This is a genomic window from Thermogemmatispora onikobensis, assembly GCF_001748285.1.
Taxonomy (GTDB): Bacteria; Chloroflexota; Ktedonobacteria; order Ktedonobacterales; family Ktedonobacteraceae; genus Thermogemmatispora; species Thermogemmatispora onikobensis.
In genome coordinates, this window is record NZ_BDGT01000019.1 from 38,701 (window position 1) to 52,492 (window position 13,792).

General features: G+C 63.1%; 12 protein-coding genes. 9 read left to right on the plus strand and 3 right to left on the minus strand.

All coding sequences use genetic code 11. The annotated features are described in order from the left end of the window. Nucleotides 1-69: 69 nt before the first annotated feature. Nucleotides 70-1,539 (minus strand): MFS transporter, encoded by a 1,470-nt coding sequence (locus BGC09_RS10295; RefSeq protein ID WP_084658369.1) that lies wholly within the window; start codon nt 1,537-1,539, stop codon nt 70-72. Between the two features lie 664 nt (nt 1,540-2,203). On the opposite strand from BGC09_RS10295, the gene BGC09_RS10300 reads away from it, so the two are divergent. The 3 genes from BGC09_RS10300 (at nt 2,204) to epsC (ending at nt 3,855) form a co-directional block, all read left to right on the plus strand. Then, nucleotides 2,204-2,833, plus strand: a complete 630-nt coding sequence (locus BGC09_RS10300) for a hypothetical protein (protein WP_141727727.1) — start codon at nt 2,204-2,206, stop codon at nt 2,831-2,833. Nucleotides 2,834-2,839: 6 nt separating this feature from the next. Next, nucleotides 2,840-3,049: a hypothetical protein gene (locus BGC09_RS10305; RefSeq protein WP_069803921.1), complete on the plus strand. Its 210-nt coding sequence runs from the start codon at nt 2,840-2,842 to the stop codon at nt 3,047-3,049. An 89-nt stretch (nt 3,050-3,138) separates the two neighbouring features. After that, nucleotides 3,139-3,855, plus strand: coding sequence for a serine O-acetyltransferase EpsC (gene epsC / locus BGC09_RS10310; protein WP_069803922.1), 717 nt, complete (start codon nt 3,139-3,141; stop codon nt 3,853-3,855). Nucleotides 3,856-4,139: 284 nt separating this feature from the next. Here the strand turns inward: epsC and BGC09_RS10315 are convergent, their stop codons facing one another. Beyond that, complete coding sequence (locus BGC09_RS10315; RefSeq protein WP_069803923.1) at nt 4,140-5,096, minus strand: nucleoside hydrolase; 957 nt, start codon at nt 5,094-5,096, stop codon at nt 4,140-4,142. A 334-nt stretch (nt 5,097-5,430) separates the two neighbouring features. Here BGC09_RS10315 and BGC09_RS10320 point away from each other — a divergent pair, with 334 nt between their 5' ends. Genes BGC09_RS10320 through BGC09_RS10335 form a run of 4 tightly spaced genes read left to right on the plus strand, consistent with a single transcriptional unit; the run spans nt 5,431 to nt 9,749 of the window. Next, nucleotides 5,431-6,627, plus strand: a complete 1,197-nt coding sequence (locus BGC09_RS10320; RefSeq protein ID WP_069803924.1) for a 6-phosphofructokinase — start codon at nt 5,431-5,433, stop codon at nt 6,625-6,627. 13 nt (nt 6,628-6,640) lie between these two features. Beyond that, the gene (locus BGC09_RS10325; protein ID WP_069803925.1) at nt 6,641-7,822 is read left to right on the plus strand and encodes a phosphopentomutase; all 1,182 of its coding nucleotides are present in this window, start codon (nt 6,641-6,643) and stop codon (nt 7,820-7,822) included. Beyond that, nucleotides 7,819-8,382, plus strand: coding sequence for a GNAT family N-acetyltransferase (locus BGC09_RS10330; RefSeq protein ID WP_069803926.1), 564 nt, complete (start codon nt 7,819-7,821; stop codon nt 8,380-8,382). The genes BGC09_RS10325 and BGC09_RS10330 overlap by 4 nt, the downstream gene beginning before the upstream one ends. Then, the gene (locus BGC09_RS10335; RefSeq protein WP_069803927.1) at nt 8,379-9,749 is read left to right on the plus strand and encodes a phosphohexomutase domain-containing protein; all 1,371 of its coding nucleotides are present in this window, start codon (nt 8,379-8,381) and stop codon (nt 9,747-9,749) included. Before BGC09_RS10330 ends, BGC09_RS10335 begins: the two co-directional genes overlap by 4 nt. A gap of 188 nt (nt 9,750-9,937) precedes the next feature. Here BGC09_RS10335 and BGC09_RS10340 read toward each other — a convergent pair whose 3' ends face one another. Next, on the minus strand, nt 9,938-10,999 hold the full coding sequence (locus BGC09_RS10340; protein WP_069803928.1) for a hypothetical protein: 1,062 nt from the start codon (nt 10,997-10,999) through the stop codon (nt 9,938-9,940). Nucleotides 11,000-11,561: 562 nt separating this feature from the next. On the opposite strand from BGC09_RS10340, the gene sucC reads away from it, so the two are divergent. Beyond that, entirely contained in the window at nt 11,562-12,716 is a 1,155-nt protein-coding gene (gene sucC, locus BGC09_RS10345; protein ID WP_069803929.1) for an ADP-forming succinate--CoA ligase subunit beta, read from the plus strand. Further along, the gene (sucD, locus tag BGC09_RS10350) at nt 12,713-13,588 is read left to right on the plus strand and encodes a succinate--CoA ligase subunit alpha (RefSeq protein WP_069803930.1); all 876 of its coding nucleotides are present in this window, start codon (nt 12,713-12,715) and stop codon (nt 13,586-13,588) included. Before sucC ends, sucD begins: the two co-directional genes overlap by 4 nt. The last annotated feature ends 204 nt before the right edge of the window (nt 13,589-13,792 follow it).

The following is a 13,792-nucleotide window of genomic DNA, read 5'->3' on the forward strand; positions in this document are numbered from 1 at the left end:
CCCCGTCAGCCAGTCGGGGGCTGAACAAGCCAGGAAGGAGAGAAGAGGAGCGTGACCCGGCCCCTCCCATCAAGGGGAGACCTCATCGAGGCGACGCAGGCGCGTGGCCGTGCCGAACTGAGCGATCACCGCCGCGACTATCAGACAGCCAGCGATGATCAGGAAGATACTGAGCGGACCCAGTGTCGGAATCAAAGGCGGAATGACCAGCAGGCCCACGCTGCCCCCGAGATGGCCAACGCCATCGACCAGCGCGAAGCCCGTGGCACGCGCTCGCGTTGGATAGTGCTCGGTTGACCAGGTGTAGGTCATTGGCACCCAGAGATTGAAGCCGAAAAAGAGCACGATCGAGCCGAGGACCGCCACGACGAAATTGCCAGCTCCGCCCAGAGCAATCAGCAGACAACCAATGAGGGTCAGCAGCGCCGCCACTGGCAGCCAGTATTTGCGTTCCAGCAGCTCGCCGAAGGCATAGTCAAAGATAGCCACCAGCACGAAGCCCAGCGAGCCAATGGCCACGATCAAACCGGCCTCCGGCGGAGGGAATTTCAGAGCCGCCAGCAGGGAAGTCAGACCCGCGGCAATTGCATAGACTGTAATATACCCGATGAACCAGACAACAAAGAGGAAGAGCGTGCGGAGCAGATAGAGGCGATTACCAAAGATCTCGACATAGGGTATCCGGCCCGGCTGCGTCTCGACCGGAATCTCGGAAGGCGCGGGTAGCTCGCCAATGCGAGCCAGGGCCTGTGCCTCCATTTGCGCGACCACGCCTGCCGCCGCCTCGACCCGCCCTTGCGAGATCAGCCAGCGCGGCGACTCATGGAGCTGGAAGCGCATGAGGATGCCGATCAGCGCCAGTAAGGCCCCGATGCCGTACATCAGGCGCCAGCCGAAGGTAAAGCCAGGCCCAGCCAGGGCGAAGGGCAGCCCCAAAGGAAACGCCTCGGGCTGCGTGGTGAGCAGCAGCCCCAGCCAGACCCCTAGAAAGGCACCCAGCGAGGACATGATAAAGATCAGCGAGGTATAGCGCGCTCGTCCCCCGCTCGGCGCCACCTCGTTAATATAGGTGTTCACAAGAGCCAGGTCCGCCCCAACGCCAATACCCGTGATGGTGCGCGCAACGATAAAGTTCACATAATCACCAACCAGGGCATTGTAGAGCGAGCCCAGCCCGGTGATGACCATCGTGACCAGCAGCATATCGCGCCGCCCAAGGCGGTCCGCCAGCGGACTCAGGATGAGAGTGCCAATCACATAGCCCACCAGGTTGAGCAGCACCGGCAGACCCAGGTAGTTGGCCGCCGATTCAGGGGTGCAGCCTGGGACGATCTGGATACAGGTCTGGATGAAGGAGACGTTGATGTCGAAAATGTCGAAGAAGGTGAAGAGGAAGCCAGCCCCGATAATGCCAATGTAGAGATAGGGTAAGGCCCAAATAGGGATACGGTCAAGACGCGCTACCACCGCAGCGGCTGTGCTGCTCGGGCCACTCGCCCCACCCACGGAGCGCGAGGGATTGCCTGCTTCGGAAGCCATACTTGCCTCCTTCTCTGGCGCAGACGCGGCTGTCATTGCCAGCCAGCCAGAATATATGAACAACGCTGCTACAATCCGTTCGTTCTGGCCCGATGAGGCATGTCCGCTGGCCCGATACTCTCTCTATAAGCAAGCAACCTGTTGTATAACATTGTACCTGTGCTGCTCATGTGTGTCAAGGGAGGAAGCAGCAGGACAGGAAGCGAAAGGCAGGATCGTCAGCCATTCCCTGGGCGCGGATGCCACAGGCAACAGGAGAAGACTTGACATCGGCCCGGTCCTGCCATACACTCTATGGAGCCAACAGTACTTTATCGCCACCTTCGATGACGAGGAGACGTGCAAGGTCCGTGAGCTGACCGATCGTGACGCATCAAGGAGGTGCTGCCGATCTTCGAGGAGGCTCGGGAGGATCAGCCGCCGGCTGGCGGATGCTGGTAGGCTGGCAGGCAGACAGACCCGGGTCTCCTGGACAGCGGGGTATCTGAGCGGGCTGATCCCCGGTCCGCCTTCCCTCGCTCTGGCCGCAGCAATGGCAATGGTAGAGGCTGCATCACTGGCACCTGCCCGGGCGGCGCGGCGCAGAGGCAGCCCACCAGCCGGAGCGCCTCCTCCCGGGGTCCAGCCCCTCCTTCGTCCAGCAGAGCAGACTGGAAGAAGGCAGATGCCAGGTATAGCCAGCGAGAAGGAGCGTATCGTCATGGTGCAGGTGCGGCGCACGATCCCGATCCTGCAGCCTCCGGGCGACAACCTGCGTCGGACCCTGATTGTCTTCCAGACAGACGAGCGGCAGCCCTCGGCCCTCTGCATCAGCGGCGGCAATCGCCTCCGAGCCGTGGCCTCGCATCAGGTCTGCCGCCTTGAGGTCAAGGGCCAGCTCACTGCCCCGATGACCTGTCCGGCCACCCACTCGATTGACATCGCCTGCCAGAGCGCCCGGCGCAACCGTTACCCCCCACGGCTCCCGTTTCAGTCTCGCCGGGGGGAGGCGTTGCTTCTGATCAGGTTGTGGAAACGCGAGGCCAGCCTGCAACCCTCCAGCTCCCTCCCGCCCTGGACCAGTACCGCGCCGGGTCCAAGCGACGCAGGCGCTGACCATCGACAGCCTTACAAGGCCAGAGCCAGAGGAGCACGCGGTACGACTGCTGGGGCGGCTCGCCATCACCTCGGAAGGACCAGACCCGCAGTCCCCTCTCGCTTCCAGACCGGACCAGGGAACAGAAGCCTGCAGGGTAGAGTAGAGGAGGGAATTGCTCTCACTGAGTCAAATGCGCTGGTGGCAGTCGATGGATAGGAGTGGATGGTGCTCCTTGCGAGTGGGGAAGGCTGCACAGGCGCGCAATTGGCGCCTGGCAAAAACATGGAGCAGGAGCAGGAACAGGAGCAGGCAGATATTAATGCTGCTCGGAGTATTCGAGCGCGCTTTACTCAGTTGCAGCTATGTGGGCTGCCGTCAACCAGCCCCAAGCCCGAGCCGCTGAGGTTGCGGGCCAACCGCCTGCTTAAGTAAGTGGGCGAGTGGGCGGCGGACGGTTTGACAGAAAGGCGCTAGTAGAGCAAACAGGCCGGTTCTTTGTAGCAGAAAGGGCACGTGGCTACATGGTTCACCATACGTCAGAGGAGATCAAGAGCAATCAGGCCAGGGAAGGAGAAACCGATCTCTCTCAGTTACCGGAAGTTCCTCCCGGCATGCTGATTCCGGCGCCCAGCAGCACGCCGCGCAAGCGCACGCGCTGGCCGGATGCCATCGATGTGATCTTTGAGAAAGATCCTGCCTGTAACAATATCTTTGAGGCGTTGCTCTACCAGGGGCTGTGGGCCATTTTCTTCCACCGCATCGCACATTTTCTCTATAATTTGCATATCCCTGTCATTCCTCGCCTGATCTCGCAGTTCGCGCGCCTCGTCACCGGAGGCATTGAGATTCACCCGGGCGCCAAGATCGGGAAGCGCTTCTTTATCGACCACGGCGCAGGTGTGGTGATCGGCGAGACTGCCGAGATTGGCAACAATGTCATGCTCTACCACCAGGTGACGCTCGGCGCCACTGGCTGGTGGCGGCCAGGTCCTGGGCGCAAGCAGAAGCGCCATCCAACCATCGAGGATGATGTCACCATCGGCGTGGGGGCCGCTATTCTTGGGCCAATTACGATCGGGCGCGGCAGCAAGATCGGCGCAATGGCCCTGGTCCTCGAATCGGTGCCGCCCAACTCCGTAGTGGCAGCCAAGCCTGCTGAGCTGTTGGTGAAGAGCGGTGAGCCCCTGGCCAAGCATGAGGAACTCACACAAGGGTGGGAGATGGATTATCAGATTTAAGTCCGACCGTGAGCAGCGCGCCTGGTCAGGTCTGGTCTGCCGCCTTCCCGACAAACCGGCTGACCATGACCGTCCTGGCTCATTGGGCTACTCCAGCCAGAGCGCTTCTCGGCGCAGACAGACTCTCTCTCCCTGATGACGCGGGCGGGCCCTGGCCTGGCACCCGCCGCCTGCCCGCGTCTTTGCTTTCTTCCTGCCTCGGCCTCTGCATCGGCGACCCTGCTGCCCCCTGCTGCTGTCGCCAGGCGCGACGTCGACCGACCGAAGCGACCAGCTCCCTGGCTTCACTCCTCGCCGGGGTGCTCCTCCTCATAGCCTGCCAGGGTCTCAATCAGCAACTCCCAGAAGCGAGGCGCGTCGAGGCCATAACCAACCCAGGCGTTGGCCCGCCGGCCCAGCACCCCATAGACATCGCAGACAGTTCGCCCGAGCGTGTACTCGCCGCGCGTCTCAACAGCCACGTACATGCTATGCCTGCTGACAAGGGTCGGATCGATCAGGGCCGCTACCGCGCAGGGATCATGCACCGGTGGCGCCGCGAAGCCAAAGACCCGACGATAAGTGGCTCCGAAAAATTCGAGCAACTGGCAGACGAAGGAGGGCACCGGGCGTCCAAGGTTGCGCAGGCGCTCAAGGATGGACGGCGTGGCCAACGCCTGGTGAGTCACCTCCAGCGGAATCATCGTGATTGGGCAACCGCTGTTAAAGACGATGGCCGCAGCCTCGGGATCGAAGTAGATGTTGAATTCGGCAGCGGGGGTAACATTCCCCAGGCCAATGGCGCCGCCCATCAGATAGAGGCCCTTGAGGCGCGAGAGGATCGCCGGCTCGCGCGTGATGGCGCTGGCCACGTTGGTGAGCGGCCCTGTGGCAACCAACACCACGTCATCCGTGCTACGCACCAGATCGATGATGAGATCGACAGCATGCTCGGGGACAGGTTCGCGCTCAGGTTGCGGTAAGGCCGGCCCGTCAAGACCCGACTCGCCGTGAATATCTGCGGCATGACGCGCCTCTCTCACCAGCGGCTGCGCCATGCCTCTGGCCACTGGCACATCGCGGATGCGCGCCAGAGCGCAGACGCTGAGGGCGTTGCGCGTGGTCTTTTCCACTGTCTGATTGCCAGCCACAGTGGTAATGGCCAGCAGCTCTAGCTTCGGGTGACGCGCCGCCAGCAGCAAGGCGATCGCATCGTCGTGCCCTGGGTCGCAGTCGAGAATGATCTTCTGCTTCTTCTCCATTGCAGTTCCTCTCTCTGTCCTATGGCAAGGGCGCACTCTTCTCCATTGACCGGCAGCGGGAGCGGGGAAGAATCCGGCCCGCCCAGCCAGCCCCCTTCCGCCCAGGGAGACCAGGCGCTGAGCGGCAGCCGCTCCCTCGCTCCTGCTGCGGCGGACAGAACGATTGTACCACCCGCTACAACAAAGGAGCGGCGTGAGAGAGAAGGAGGCCAGGCCGGGCTGAATTGGTCTGCCTTCCTGCTTGTGGCCCCCGCCGCTCGGAGAGTATCTTTCGCGCGCTCCTCTTGCTATAATGGCCGCAGAACAACTCGTTTTGGGGGTTTGTTTGACAAAGATGGCCCGCGCCAACCTGCTCATCGGCCAGTCAGGAGGCGCCACCGCTGTGATCAACGCCAGCCTGGTCGGAGCCGTAGAGGCCGCGCTGGCGAGTGAGCGAGTGGCCAATGTCTACGGCATGCTCCACGGCATCGAAGGCTTCCTCAAAGAGGAGCTGATCGACCTGGGCCGCCAACCGGCGGAGCTGTGGCCGCGCCTGCGCGAGACGCCTTCCGCCGCCCTGGGAACCTGCCGCTATCGCCTGCGCGACGAGGACCTGGAGCGCGCCTTAGCGCTGCTGCGCCGCTACGAGATCCGCTATCTGCTCTACATTGGCGGCAACGACTCAGCGGATACGCTCCACCGCCTGGCTCTCGCCGCCCAAGACAGCGGCTACGAGCTGCAGGCGATCAGCATTCCCAAAACCATCGACAACGATTTGCCGCTGACCGACCACTGTCCCGGCTACGGCAGCGCCGCCCGCTTCATCGCTCTGACGACACTCGATTCGAGCCTCAATACGTCCTCTATTCCCTGGCACTACCCCGTCAAGGTGATCGAGACGATGGGACGCGACGCGGGTTGGCTGGCCGCGGCCTCGGCGCTGCTCAAGGAGGACGAAAGCGAGCCACCGCACCTGATCCTGGTGCCCGAGCGTCCTTTTCGCCGGAACGAGTTTCTGGCCCGTGTCGAAGCCATTCAGCGCCGCCTGGGCTACGTCGTGGTCGTGGTAGCCGAAACGGTCCGCGACGAGAGCGGGCGCCCGCTGGGCAGCCTGGGCGCCCTGGGAGTCGACGCCTTCGGCCATCCCCTGCTCAGCGGCGCTGCCCAATATCTGGTAGAATCAGTCAGAAGCCAGCTCGGCCTGCGGGCACGCTTCGATAAGCCCGGCGATTTGCAGCGGATGGCCAGCGCCTACGTCTCGCCAGTCGATCGCGCGGAGGCGCTGCTGGTGGGACGCCAGGCTGTCCTGGCCGCGCTTGCAGGGGAGAGTGACCAGATGGTAACCTTGCAACGCGAGGAGGGACCAGTCTATGGCTGCACAACCGGCCTGGCTCCGCTGGCGGCGATTGCCAATGAGAAGCGCTGTCTGCCAGCCGAGTATCTGGACGAAAATGGGATGATGATCACAGAGGCCTTTCGACGCTATGCGCTGCCATTGCTGGGTGAGCTTCCACCGCGCTATGCGCAGCTTGCGCCCATAAAGGTCAGGTGAAAGAAGAAAGACAATGGGGTCATTGAAACGCGCAATTCTGGTTGTACTGGATGGCGTTGGGGCTGGAGCTAATCCTGATGCGGCGGCCTACGGCGATGAGGGCGCCAGCTCGCTGGAGCACTGCGCCCAGGCCGTCGGCGGGCTGGAGCTGCCCAACCTGGGCCGCGCCGGCTTCGGCAACATCACGCCGATCCTGGGTACGCCTCCGAGGGCTGACGCCGACGGCTCGTGGGGCCGCATGAGCGAGCAGGGAGCCGGCAAGGACAGCACAACCGGCCACTGGGAGATCACCGGGCTGATCCTGCGCCAACCCTTCCCAACCTACCCACATGGCTTCCCGTCCGAACTGATCGCCCGCTTCGAGGCAGCCATCGGACGCAAGGTCCTGGGCAACAAGCCTGCCTCGGGCACCGAGATCATCAAAGAGCTGGGCGAGGAGCATCTGCGCACCGGCTACCCAATCGTCTATACCTCAGCCGACAGCGTCTTCCAGATCGCCGCTCACCAGGATGTGATTCCCCTGGAGGAGCTGTATCGCATCTGCCAGATCGCACGCTCGCTGCTGGTCGGCGAGCACGCCGTGGGGCGCGTCATCGCTCGCCCCTTCACCGGTACACCCGGCCACTTCGTGCGCACCGAGCACCGGCGTGACTACTCGCTGCCGCCCACCGGCCCTACCCTCCTCGACCATCTGCAGGCCCGTGGCTACTCCGTCATCGGCCTCGGCAAGATCGAGGATCTCTTTGCCGGGCGGGGCCTGACTGCCAGCGAGCACACTGAGACCAATCGCGCTGGCATGGAGGCCGCCCTGCGCTGGCTAGAGCGCGATTTTACTGGCCTGCTCTTTGTCAATCTGGTGGAATTTGACCAGCTGTGGGGCCACCGGCGCGATAGCCACGGCTACGCTCAGGCTCTGCGCGCGGTCGACCACTGGTTCGGCCTCGTACGCCAGCGCCTCCAGCCGGGCGACGCCCTCTTCTTCACCGGCGACCACGGCGTTGATCCAACCTACCGCGGTACCGACCATACGCGCGAACAGGTACCGCTGCTGGCCTACGGACCAGCCGTGCACCCCGGCCTCGATCTGGGAGTGCGCGCCACCTTCGCCGATCTGGGACAGACTATCGCTCAGGCCTTCAACGTCGAGCCGCTGGCCGCCGGCACCAGCTTTGCACAGGAACTGGGACTGCTATGACCGATCGACAACTGCGGAACGATGCTTACCCGCTCCTGCATGGGGAGCGCGTCTATCTGCGCCGCCCCCAGCAGAGCGACGCGCCCCTGGTCTTCGCCTGGGAGCGCGATGACGAGGTGTGGCGCTACGATCCCCACCGGCCCTACTCGGAGACCCTGGAGGAGTTCTTGCCGATCTTCGAGCGCAATTATGTGATAGGCAATGGACGCCAGTTCTGGTTTATCATAGAGGACGAACATCACGTTCCTATCGGGACCATCACTTACTTCAACCTGGATTACCGCCTGCGCCAGGCCGAGATCGGCCTCGGCCTCGGCGAGAAGAGCCGCTGGGGTCAGGGCTACGGCCCGGAGGCCATCCGCACGCTGGTTCGCTACCTCTTCGAGACGCTCGGCCTGGTGCGCGTCTATGCCGAAACCGCTCAGGCCAATCAACCGGCCAGACGAGCCTTTGCCAAGGCCGGCTTTACTGAGGTCGGCCAGATCTTCGATCCGCGCAGCACCGGGGCCCCCTGGATGCTGCTGGAAATCGTCAAAACAGAGGAAACTGGAGCCTCATGAGCACAACACCGTCTTCTCAGATACCGATAGATCCGAGCATCTTTAAAGCCTACGACGTGCGCGGGATCTATGGCCGCGACCTGACCGACGAGGCAGCTTATATCATCGGGCGGGCCGCCGCCCTCTACCTGGGTGTGCCCGAGATCGCCGTGGGACGCGATATGCGCCTCTCGTCACCAGCGCTGGCCACGGCCCTGATCCGCGGGATCACCGACCAGGGCGTCAACGCGATCGAGCTGGGCCTGACCACCACCGATGAACTCTACTTCGCCGTCGGGAAGTTCAATTATCCAGCAGGTGTGATGATCACGGCCTCTCATAACCCCGGCGAGTACAACGGCATGAAGTTCTGCCGGGCCCAGGCGGCTCCGATCAGCTTGGATAGCGGCCTAGCCGAGATCCGCGATCTGGCGCTGCGCGGTCAGTTCCCTGAGCCAGCGCACAAAGGTCAGGTCATCCAGCGCGATGTGACCGACGACTACGTGGCGCACGCCCTCTCATTCATCGATGTCAGCAAGGTCAGGCCACTCAAGGTGGTCATCGACGCCGGCAACGGCATGGCCGGCCTGATCATGCCGCGCGTCTTCCAGCATCTGCCCTGCGAGTTGATCCCTCTCTACTTCGAGCTGGATGGCCACTTCCCGAATCACCCGGCCAGCCCGATCGAACCAGAGAATATGGTCGATGTGCAGCGCAAGGTCCGCGAAGTGGGGGCCGATTTGGGCGCCGCCTTCGATGGCGATGCCGATCGCATGTTCCCCGTCGATGAGCAGGGCAACGTCATCGATGGATCAATGGTGACCGCTCTGGTAGCCCAGAGTCTCTTGCGCAAGCATCCGGGGTCGACCATCCTTTACAACCTGATCGTCTCGCGTAGCGTGCCCGAGCTGATCGAGCGCCTGGGGGGGAAGGCCGTGCGCACGCGCGTGGGGCACTCCTATATCAAGGCCCAGATGCGCGAGCTGAACGCCATCTTCGGCGGCGAGCACTCTGGCCATTTCTACTTCCGCGATAACTGGTACGCCGATTCTGGCTTGATCGCCTTCCTGCTGCTGCTCGAACTGGTCTCTATCGAGAATAAGCCGCTCTCGGAGCTGATCAAGCCGCTCAATACGCGCGTGCGCAGCGGCGAGATCAATAGCCGCGTCAGCGATGTTCAGGGAAAGCTAGAGGCCCTGGTCGAACGCTACGGTCCCCAGGCGCGTTCGGTCGATCGGCTCGATGGCATCACGCTCGATTTCGGCGACTGGTGGTTCAATGTGCGTCCCTCGAATACGGAGCCGCTCCTGCGCTTGAATGTGGAGGCCAATACGCGCGAGCTGATGGAGGCCAAGCGCGACGAGCTGCTGGCCTTTATCCGCTCCTGAGCACTTCGGCTGCGCTTCTGACGGGCGGAGGCCACTACCGATAAAGATGGCGCTCTTCCGTTCAGAAAAGAACTCAGACAGGCGCGGGCAAGCTGCCCCCGTTTCGCCAGGGGAGCGGCTTGCCCGCGGGCGGCGAACCCGGGCCAGGCGGCTGACGGCCCTCATCGCCCTTCGTTGCGAGACGCCACTCAAAGCTGCACAGTGTAATCGTTGCCGCCCTGACCATACTGGTAGAGGAAGCGTAAGGTGAGACTATGCAGGCCCGCCGGGGCACTGAACATCACACGGCCCTTTACCTGATGCGCACCCGGCTGGAAGCTGGTGGGCAGGGTGCTATCAAGCGGAGCCCGCACATTACCATCGAGGACCAGGCGCAAGTAGTCGAAGCCTGGCCCGGGATTGATGGCCACCCCATTGGGGTTGTCAACGCGAAAGTTGAAGATGTAGTACTGCTGACCAGCTTTGACTTGGCCCCAGCCACTATAAGCAAACTGGCGCTCCACACTGACCAGGTGATAGGTCAGATAGAGACCCGGTTGCGCATTATAGGTGTAGGAGATGGAGAGGTTCTGAGGATAGACTTTGCCGCTATAGCTGGCCGCATCAAAGGGACCGCTGAAAGGGATGACGACCAGCGACTCGTTGAGCGTGGTTGAGCCAAGCTGGAGCTTGAGTTGCTCCAGCCGGGTTCCCCGGGGAACGGGGAAATCTAGCCAGCCATCGGCGCTCTTGCCGGGCGCCAGGGCTACCGCCAGACCAACATTGCTCGGCGCGATCGGCTTCTGGCCTGGGACCAGAAGACGAGCAGCATCATAGTAGATGACCGAGATTTGGGTACTTCCCTCATTCACTACGTGGAGATGGAGACGCACCTGGGCCGGCCCGGGCCGGATCAGGTCGTCGCCAAAGGCACTGGCATATTGGGCATCAACCACCTGGAAAGTTAGGCCGGCATAGGGCGCCGCCCGGGCTACGCGCAGAGTGGTAATGGCCGGGGCCGGCGTTGTGGTCTCCGGGGCAAGTTCGAGGCTGTGCAGCCAGCCCCAGACGAAGAGCCCCGTGCCCCCCAGGGCGAGCAGAGCCACAATTAAGACCAACGCCAGCCAGAGACGCTGCCACGACGGTTTTTCCTCACCAGGACCCGGACGCCGTTTGCTGCCCGGACCAGCCTCCGGGCGTGGAGGACGCTCCGGCGCTGGCCACGGGCCAGAGTGCCCAGTTGGAGAAGCCAGAGAATGGAGATCAGACATACGAACCGTTTTGCCCCCTCTTTTGCTCGCTTTAGAGAACGTTCTTCCTCGCTTTTTTGGCCCCTGGGAGAGCCGTTCAGGTATTTCTACTATAGAAAAGAACCGAACCACTGCCATTGTAGCAGGTTTCCTCAGCGTTGACAGCTTTTTCGGGCAGTGATAGCATTGGAGTTGCTCCTCTCCTCACTGCCATGCCAGACAGCCCACAGTGAAGAGAGCGAGCCAAGCGCACCGCGCGCAAGAGAGGCTGGCCTTCTGTCACGTCAAGACATCCTCGAGCGCGGTGCCCAGCCATCTATCTGATCCGATCTGCCGGCGCGCTCCGTCCGCGCCGCGCGGCTTCCGCACGCATCTGCCCCCAGCCTGGCAGCCGCTCGCCGGCTGGGGTCCGGGCAGGGTTCGAGCCAGGTCGGGCGCGGCTGGCCAGCACGCACGGTCGTTGCGACCCCCGCGCAGCGCACTCATCACTTAGAGCGCCCGCTCAGAACAGGAAAAGAGAGCAGGAAGGCAGAGGGACACCGCGCGCACGACGCAAAGGACAGACAGACAAAGGAGTACGTATTTGAAGATCCACGAGTATCAGGCCAAAGAGATCCTGGCGCGCTACGGCATCCCCATCCAGCCGGGGCGCGTAGCCTATACGCCAGAAGAAGCGGAAGCGATCGCCCGCGACCTTGGCGGACCAGTGGTCATCAAGGCTCAGGTCTATGTCGGCGGACGCGGCAAGGCAGGAGGCATTCAGTTTGGCAACACGCCCGAAGAGGCGCGCGCCGCCGCCGCCCGGGTCCTGGGCATGAACATCAAGGGGCTGACGGTTCAGAAAGTGCTGGTGGTCTCCAAGCTAGAGATCCAAGAGGAGTACTATCTTGGCATCGTCCTGGACCGCAAGACCCAGGCCCCGGTCGTGATGGTCTCGACCGCCGGCGGCGTCGACATCGAGGAGGTCGCCGCCACCACGCCCGAGAAGATTATCAAGCACCCCATCGACCTGCGCTGGGGGCTGCGCCCCTTTGAGGCGCGCTATATCCTGGCGCGTGCCGGTTTCCCCTCGGCGGTCATTGCCCGCGGGGGGTCGATCTTGACCGCGCTGGCCCGGGCCTTCATCGAGAGTGATGCCAACCTGGCCGAAATCAATCCGCTGGTTCTGACCCGCGATGGCCAGGTGCAGGCCGCCGACGCCAAGATTGTGCTCGACGATAATGCCCTCTACCGTCACCGCGAATACGCTGCCTGGGAGGAGCCAGAGGAGGCCAACCCACTGGAATTCGAGGCCCACAAGGAGGGCCTGACCTATGTCAAGCTCAATGGCAATGTGGGCATCATCGGCAATGGGGCGGGCCTGGTTATGACCACGCTGGACATGGTCGCCGCCTGCGGTGGCAAGCCCGCCAACTTCCTCGATATCGGCGGCGGGGCCCGCGCCGAGGTGATGGCTAAGGCCCTGACCTTCGTCGCCCGCGACCCCGATGTCAAAGGCATCCTGGTCAATATCTTCGGCGGCATCACGCGCGGCGAGGAGGTCGCCAGGGGCGTCATTATGGCTCAGCAGCAGTTGCCCTCCGGTCTGCCGATTGTGGTACGCCTGTCGGGCACTGGCGCCGAGGAGGGCCGCGCCATGCTCAAGGATGCGGGCCTCGATTGGGGCAAGGATATGCGCGATGCGGCGCAGAAGATCGTCGCCGCCATCCAGGCAAAGGAGAAGGGACAGCAGGCATGAGCATTCTACTCGATGAGCATACCCGTGTCATTGTCCAGGGTATTACCGGACGCGAGGGGAGCTATCACACGACTCGCATGCTGGAGGCCGGCACGAAGGTGGTGGCCGGCGTGACACCCGGGAAGGGCGGCCAGAGCGCCTGCGGCCTGCCAGTCTTCGATACGGTGGCCGAGGCCAAGGCGGCCACCGACGCCAACGCCAGCTGTATCTTCGTCCCACCCGCCGGGGCCGCCGATGCCATCATGGAGGCCGCCAGCGCCGGCATTAAGCTGATCGTCTGCATTACTGAGTTCATTCCCGTGCTGGATACGGCCCGCGCCATGCTGGTGGTGCGCGAGCATGGGGCTACCCTGATCGGCCCGAACTGCCCCGGCCTCTGCACCCCCGGCCAGGGGAAAATCGGGATCATGCCCTACCAGATCTTTACTCCCGGCCCCGTCGGCTTCATCTCCCGCTCAGGAACACTGACCTACGAGGTCGTGGCCCTGCTCACCGAGGCCGGCATCGGCCAGTCAACCTGCATCGGCATCGGCGGCGACCCGATCATCGGCTCAACCTTTGTCGACCACCTGAAGCTGTTCGAGCAGGACCCGCAAACGCAGGCCGTGGTCTTCTGCGGCGAGATCGGTGGCAGCGATGAGGAGGACGCCGCCGAGTTCATCAAGACGATGAAGAAGCCGGTGGTGGCCTTTATCTCAGGTCGTACCGCTCCTCCAGGCAAACGCATGGGCCACGCAGGCGCCATTATCTCGGGCAATACGGGCACAGCTCAGGGAAAGGTGGCAGCCCTGCAGGCCGCCGGTGTGCCAGTCGCAGAGACCATCTTCGATATTCCCGAGCTGGTCAAGACAGCCCTGGCCAGGCAGGTGTAGCCTCGGCTGAGCTACGCCCTGGACAGCCTCCACGAGGAGCACTGGATGGGCCGGACCTGATCAGGCCGGCCCGCACCCAATCAGCCCAGGGTCCGTTACACTACTACTCTTATTCCTGCGCGTGGGTCGCAGCCCTGGTCTCGCTCTAGCGATTCACGAGCAGCCAAGCGCAGCTACAAAGACGCTGATGCGAGGAGTGGCCCC

What these genes read in the sequence shown, in the direction of transcription:
- BGC09_RS10330 (WP_069803926.1), top strand. Translation starts at nt 7,819, where the DNA reads ATGACCGATCGACAACTGCGGAACGATGCTTACCCGCTCCTGCATGGG.
- BGC09_RS10315 (WP_069803923.1), bottom strand. Translation starts at nt 5,096, where the DNA reads ATGGAGAAGAAGCAGAAGATCATTCTCGACTGCGACCCAGGGCACGAC.
- BGC09_RS10340 (WP_069803928.1), bottom strand. Translation starts at nt 10,999, where the DNA reads ATGTCTGATCTCCATTCTCTGGCTTCTCCAACTGGGCACTCTGGCCCG.
- BGC09_RS10300 (WP_141727727.1), top strand. Translation starts at nt 2,204, where the DNA reads ATGCCAGGTATAGCCAGCGAGAAGGAGCGTATCGTCATGGTGCAGGTG.
- BGC09_RS10295 (WP_084658369.1), bottom strand. Translation starts at nt 1,539, where the DNA reads ATGGCTTCCGAAGCAGGCAATCCCTCGCGCTCCGTGGGTGGGGCGAGT.
- sucD (WP_069803930.1), top strand. Translation starts at nt 12,713, where the DNA reads ATGAGCATTCTACTCGATGAGCATACCCGTGTCATTGTCCAGGGTATT.
- BGC09_RS10325 (WP_069803925.1), top strand. Translation starts at nt 6,641, where the DNA reads ATGGGGTCATTGAAACGCGCAATTCTGGTTGTACTGGATGGCGTTGGG.
- BGC09_RS10335 (WP_069803927.1), top strand. Translation starts at nt 8,379, where the DNA reads ATGAGCACAACACCGTCTTCTCAGATACCGATAGATCCGAGCATCTTT.
- BGC09_RS10305 (WP_069803921.1), top strand. Translation starts at nt 2,840, where the DNA reads ATGGTGCTCCTTGCGAGTGGGGAAGGCTGCACAGGCGCGCAATTGGCG.
- epsC (WP_069803922.1), top strand. Translation starts at nt 3,139, where the DNA reads ATGGTTCACCATACGTCAGAGGAGATCAAGAGCAATCAGGCCAGGGAA.
- BGC09_RS10320 (WP_069803924.1), top strand. Translation starts at nt 5,431, where the DNA reads ATGGCCCGCGCCAACCTGCTCATCGGCCAGTCAGGAGGCGCCACCGCT.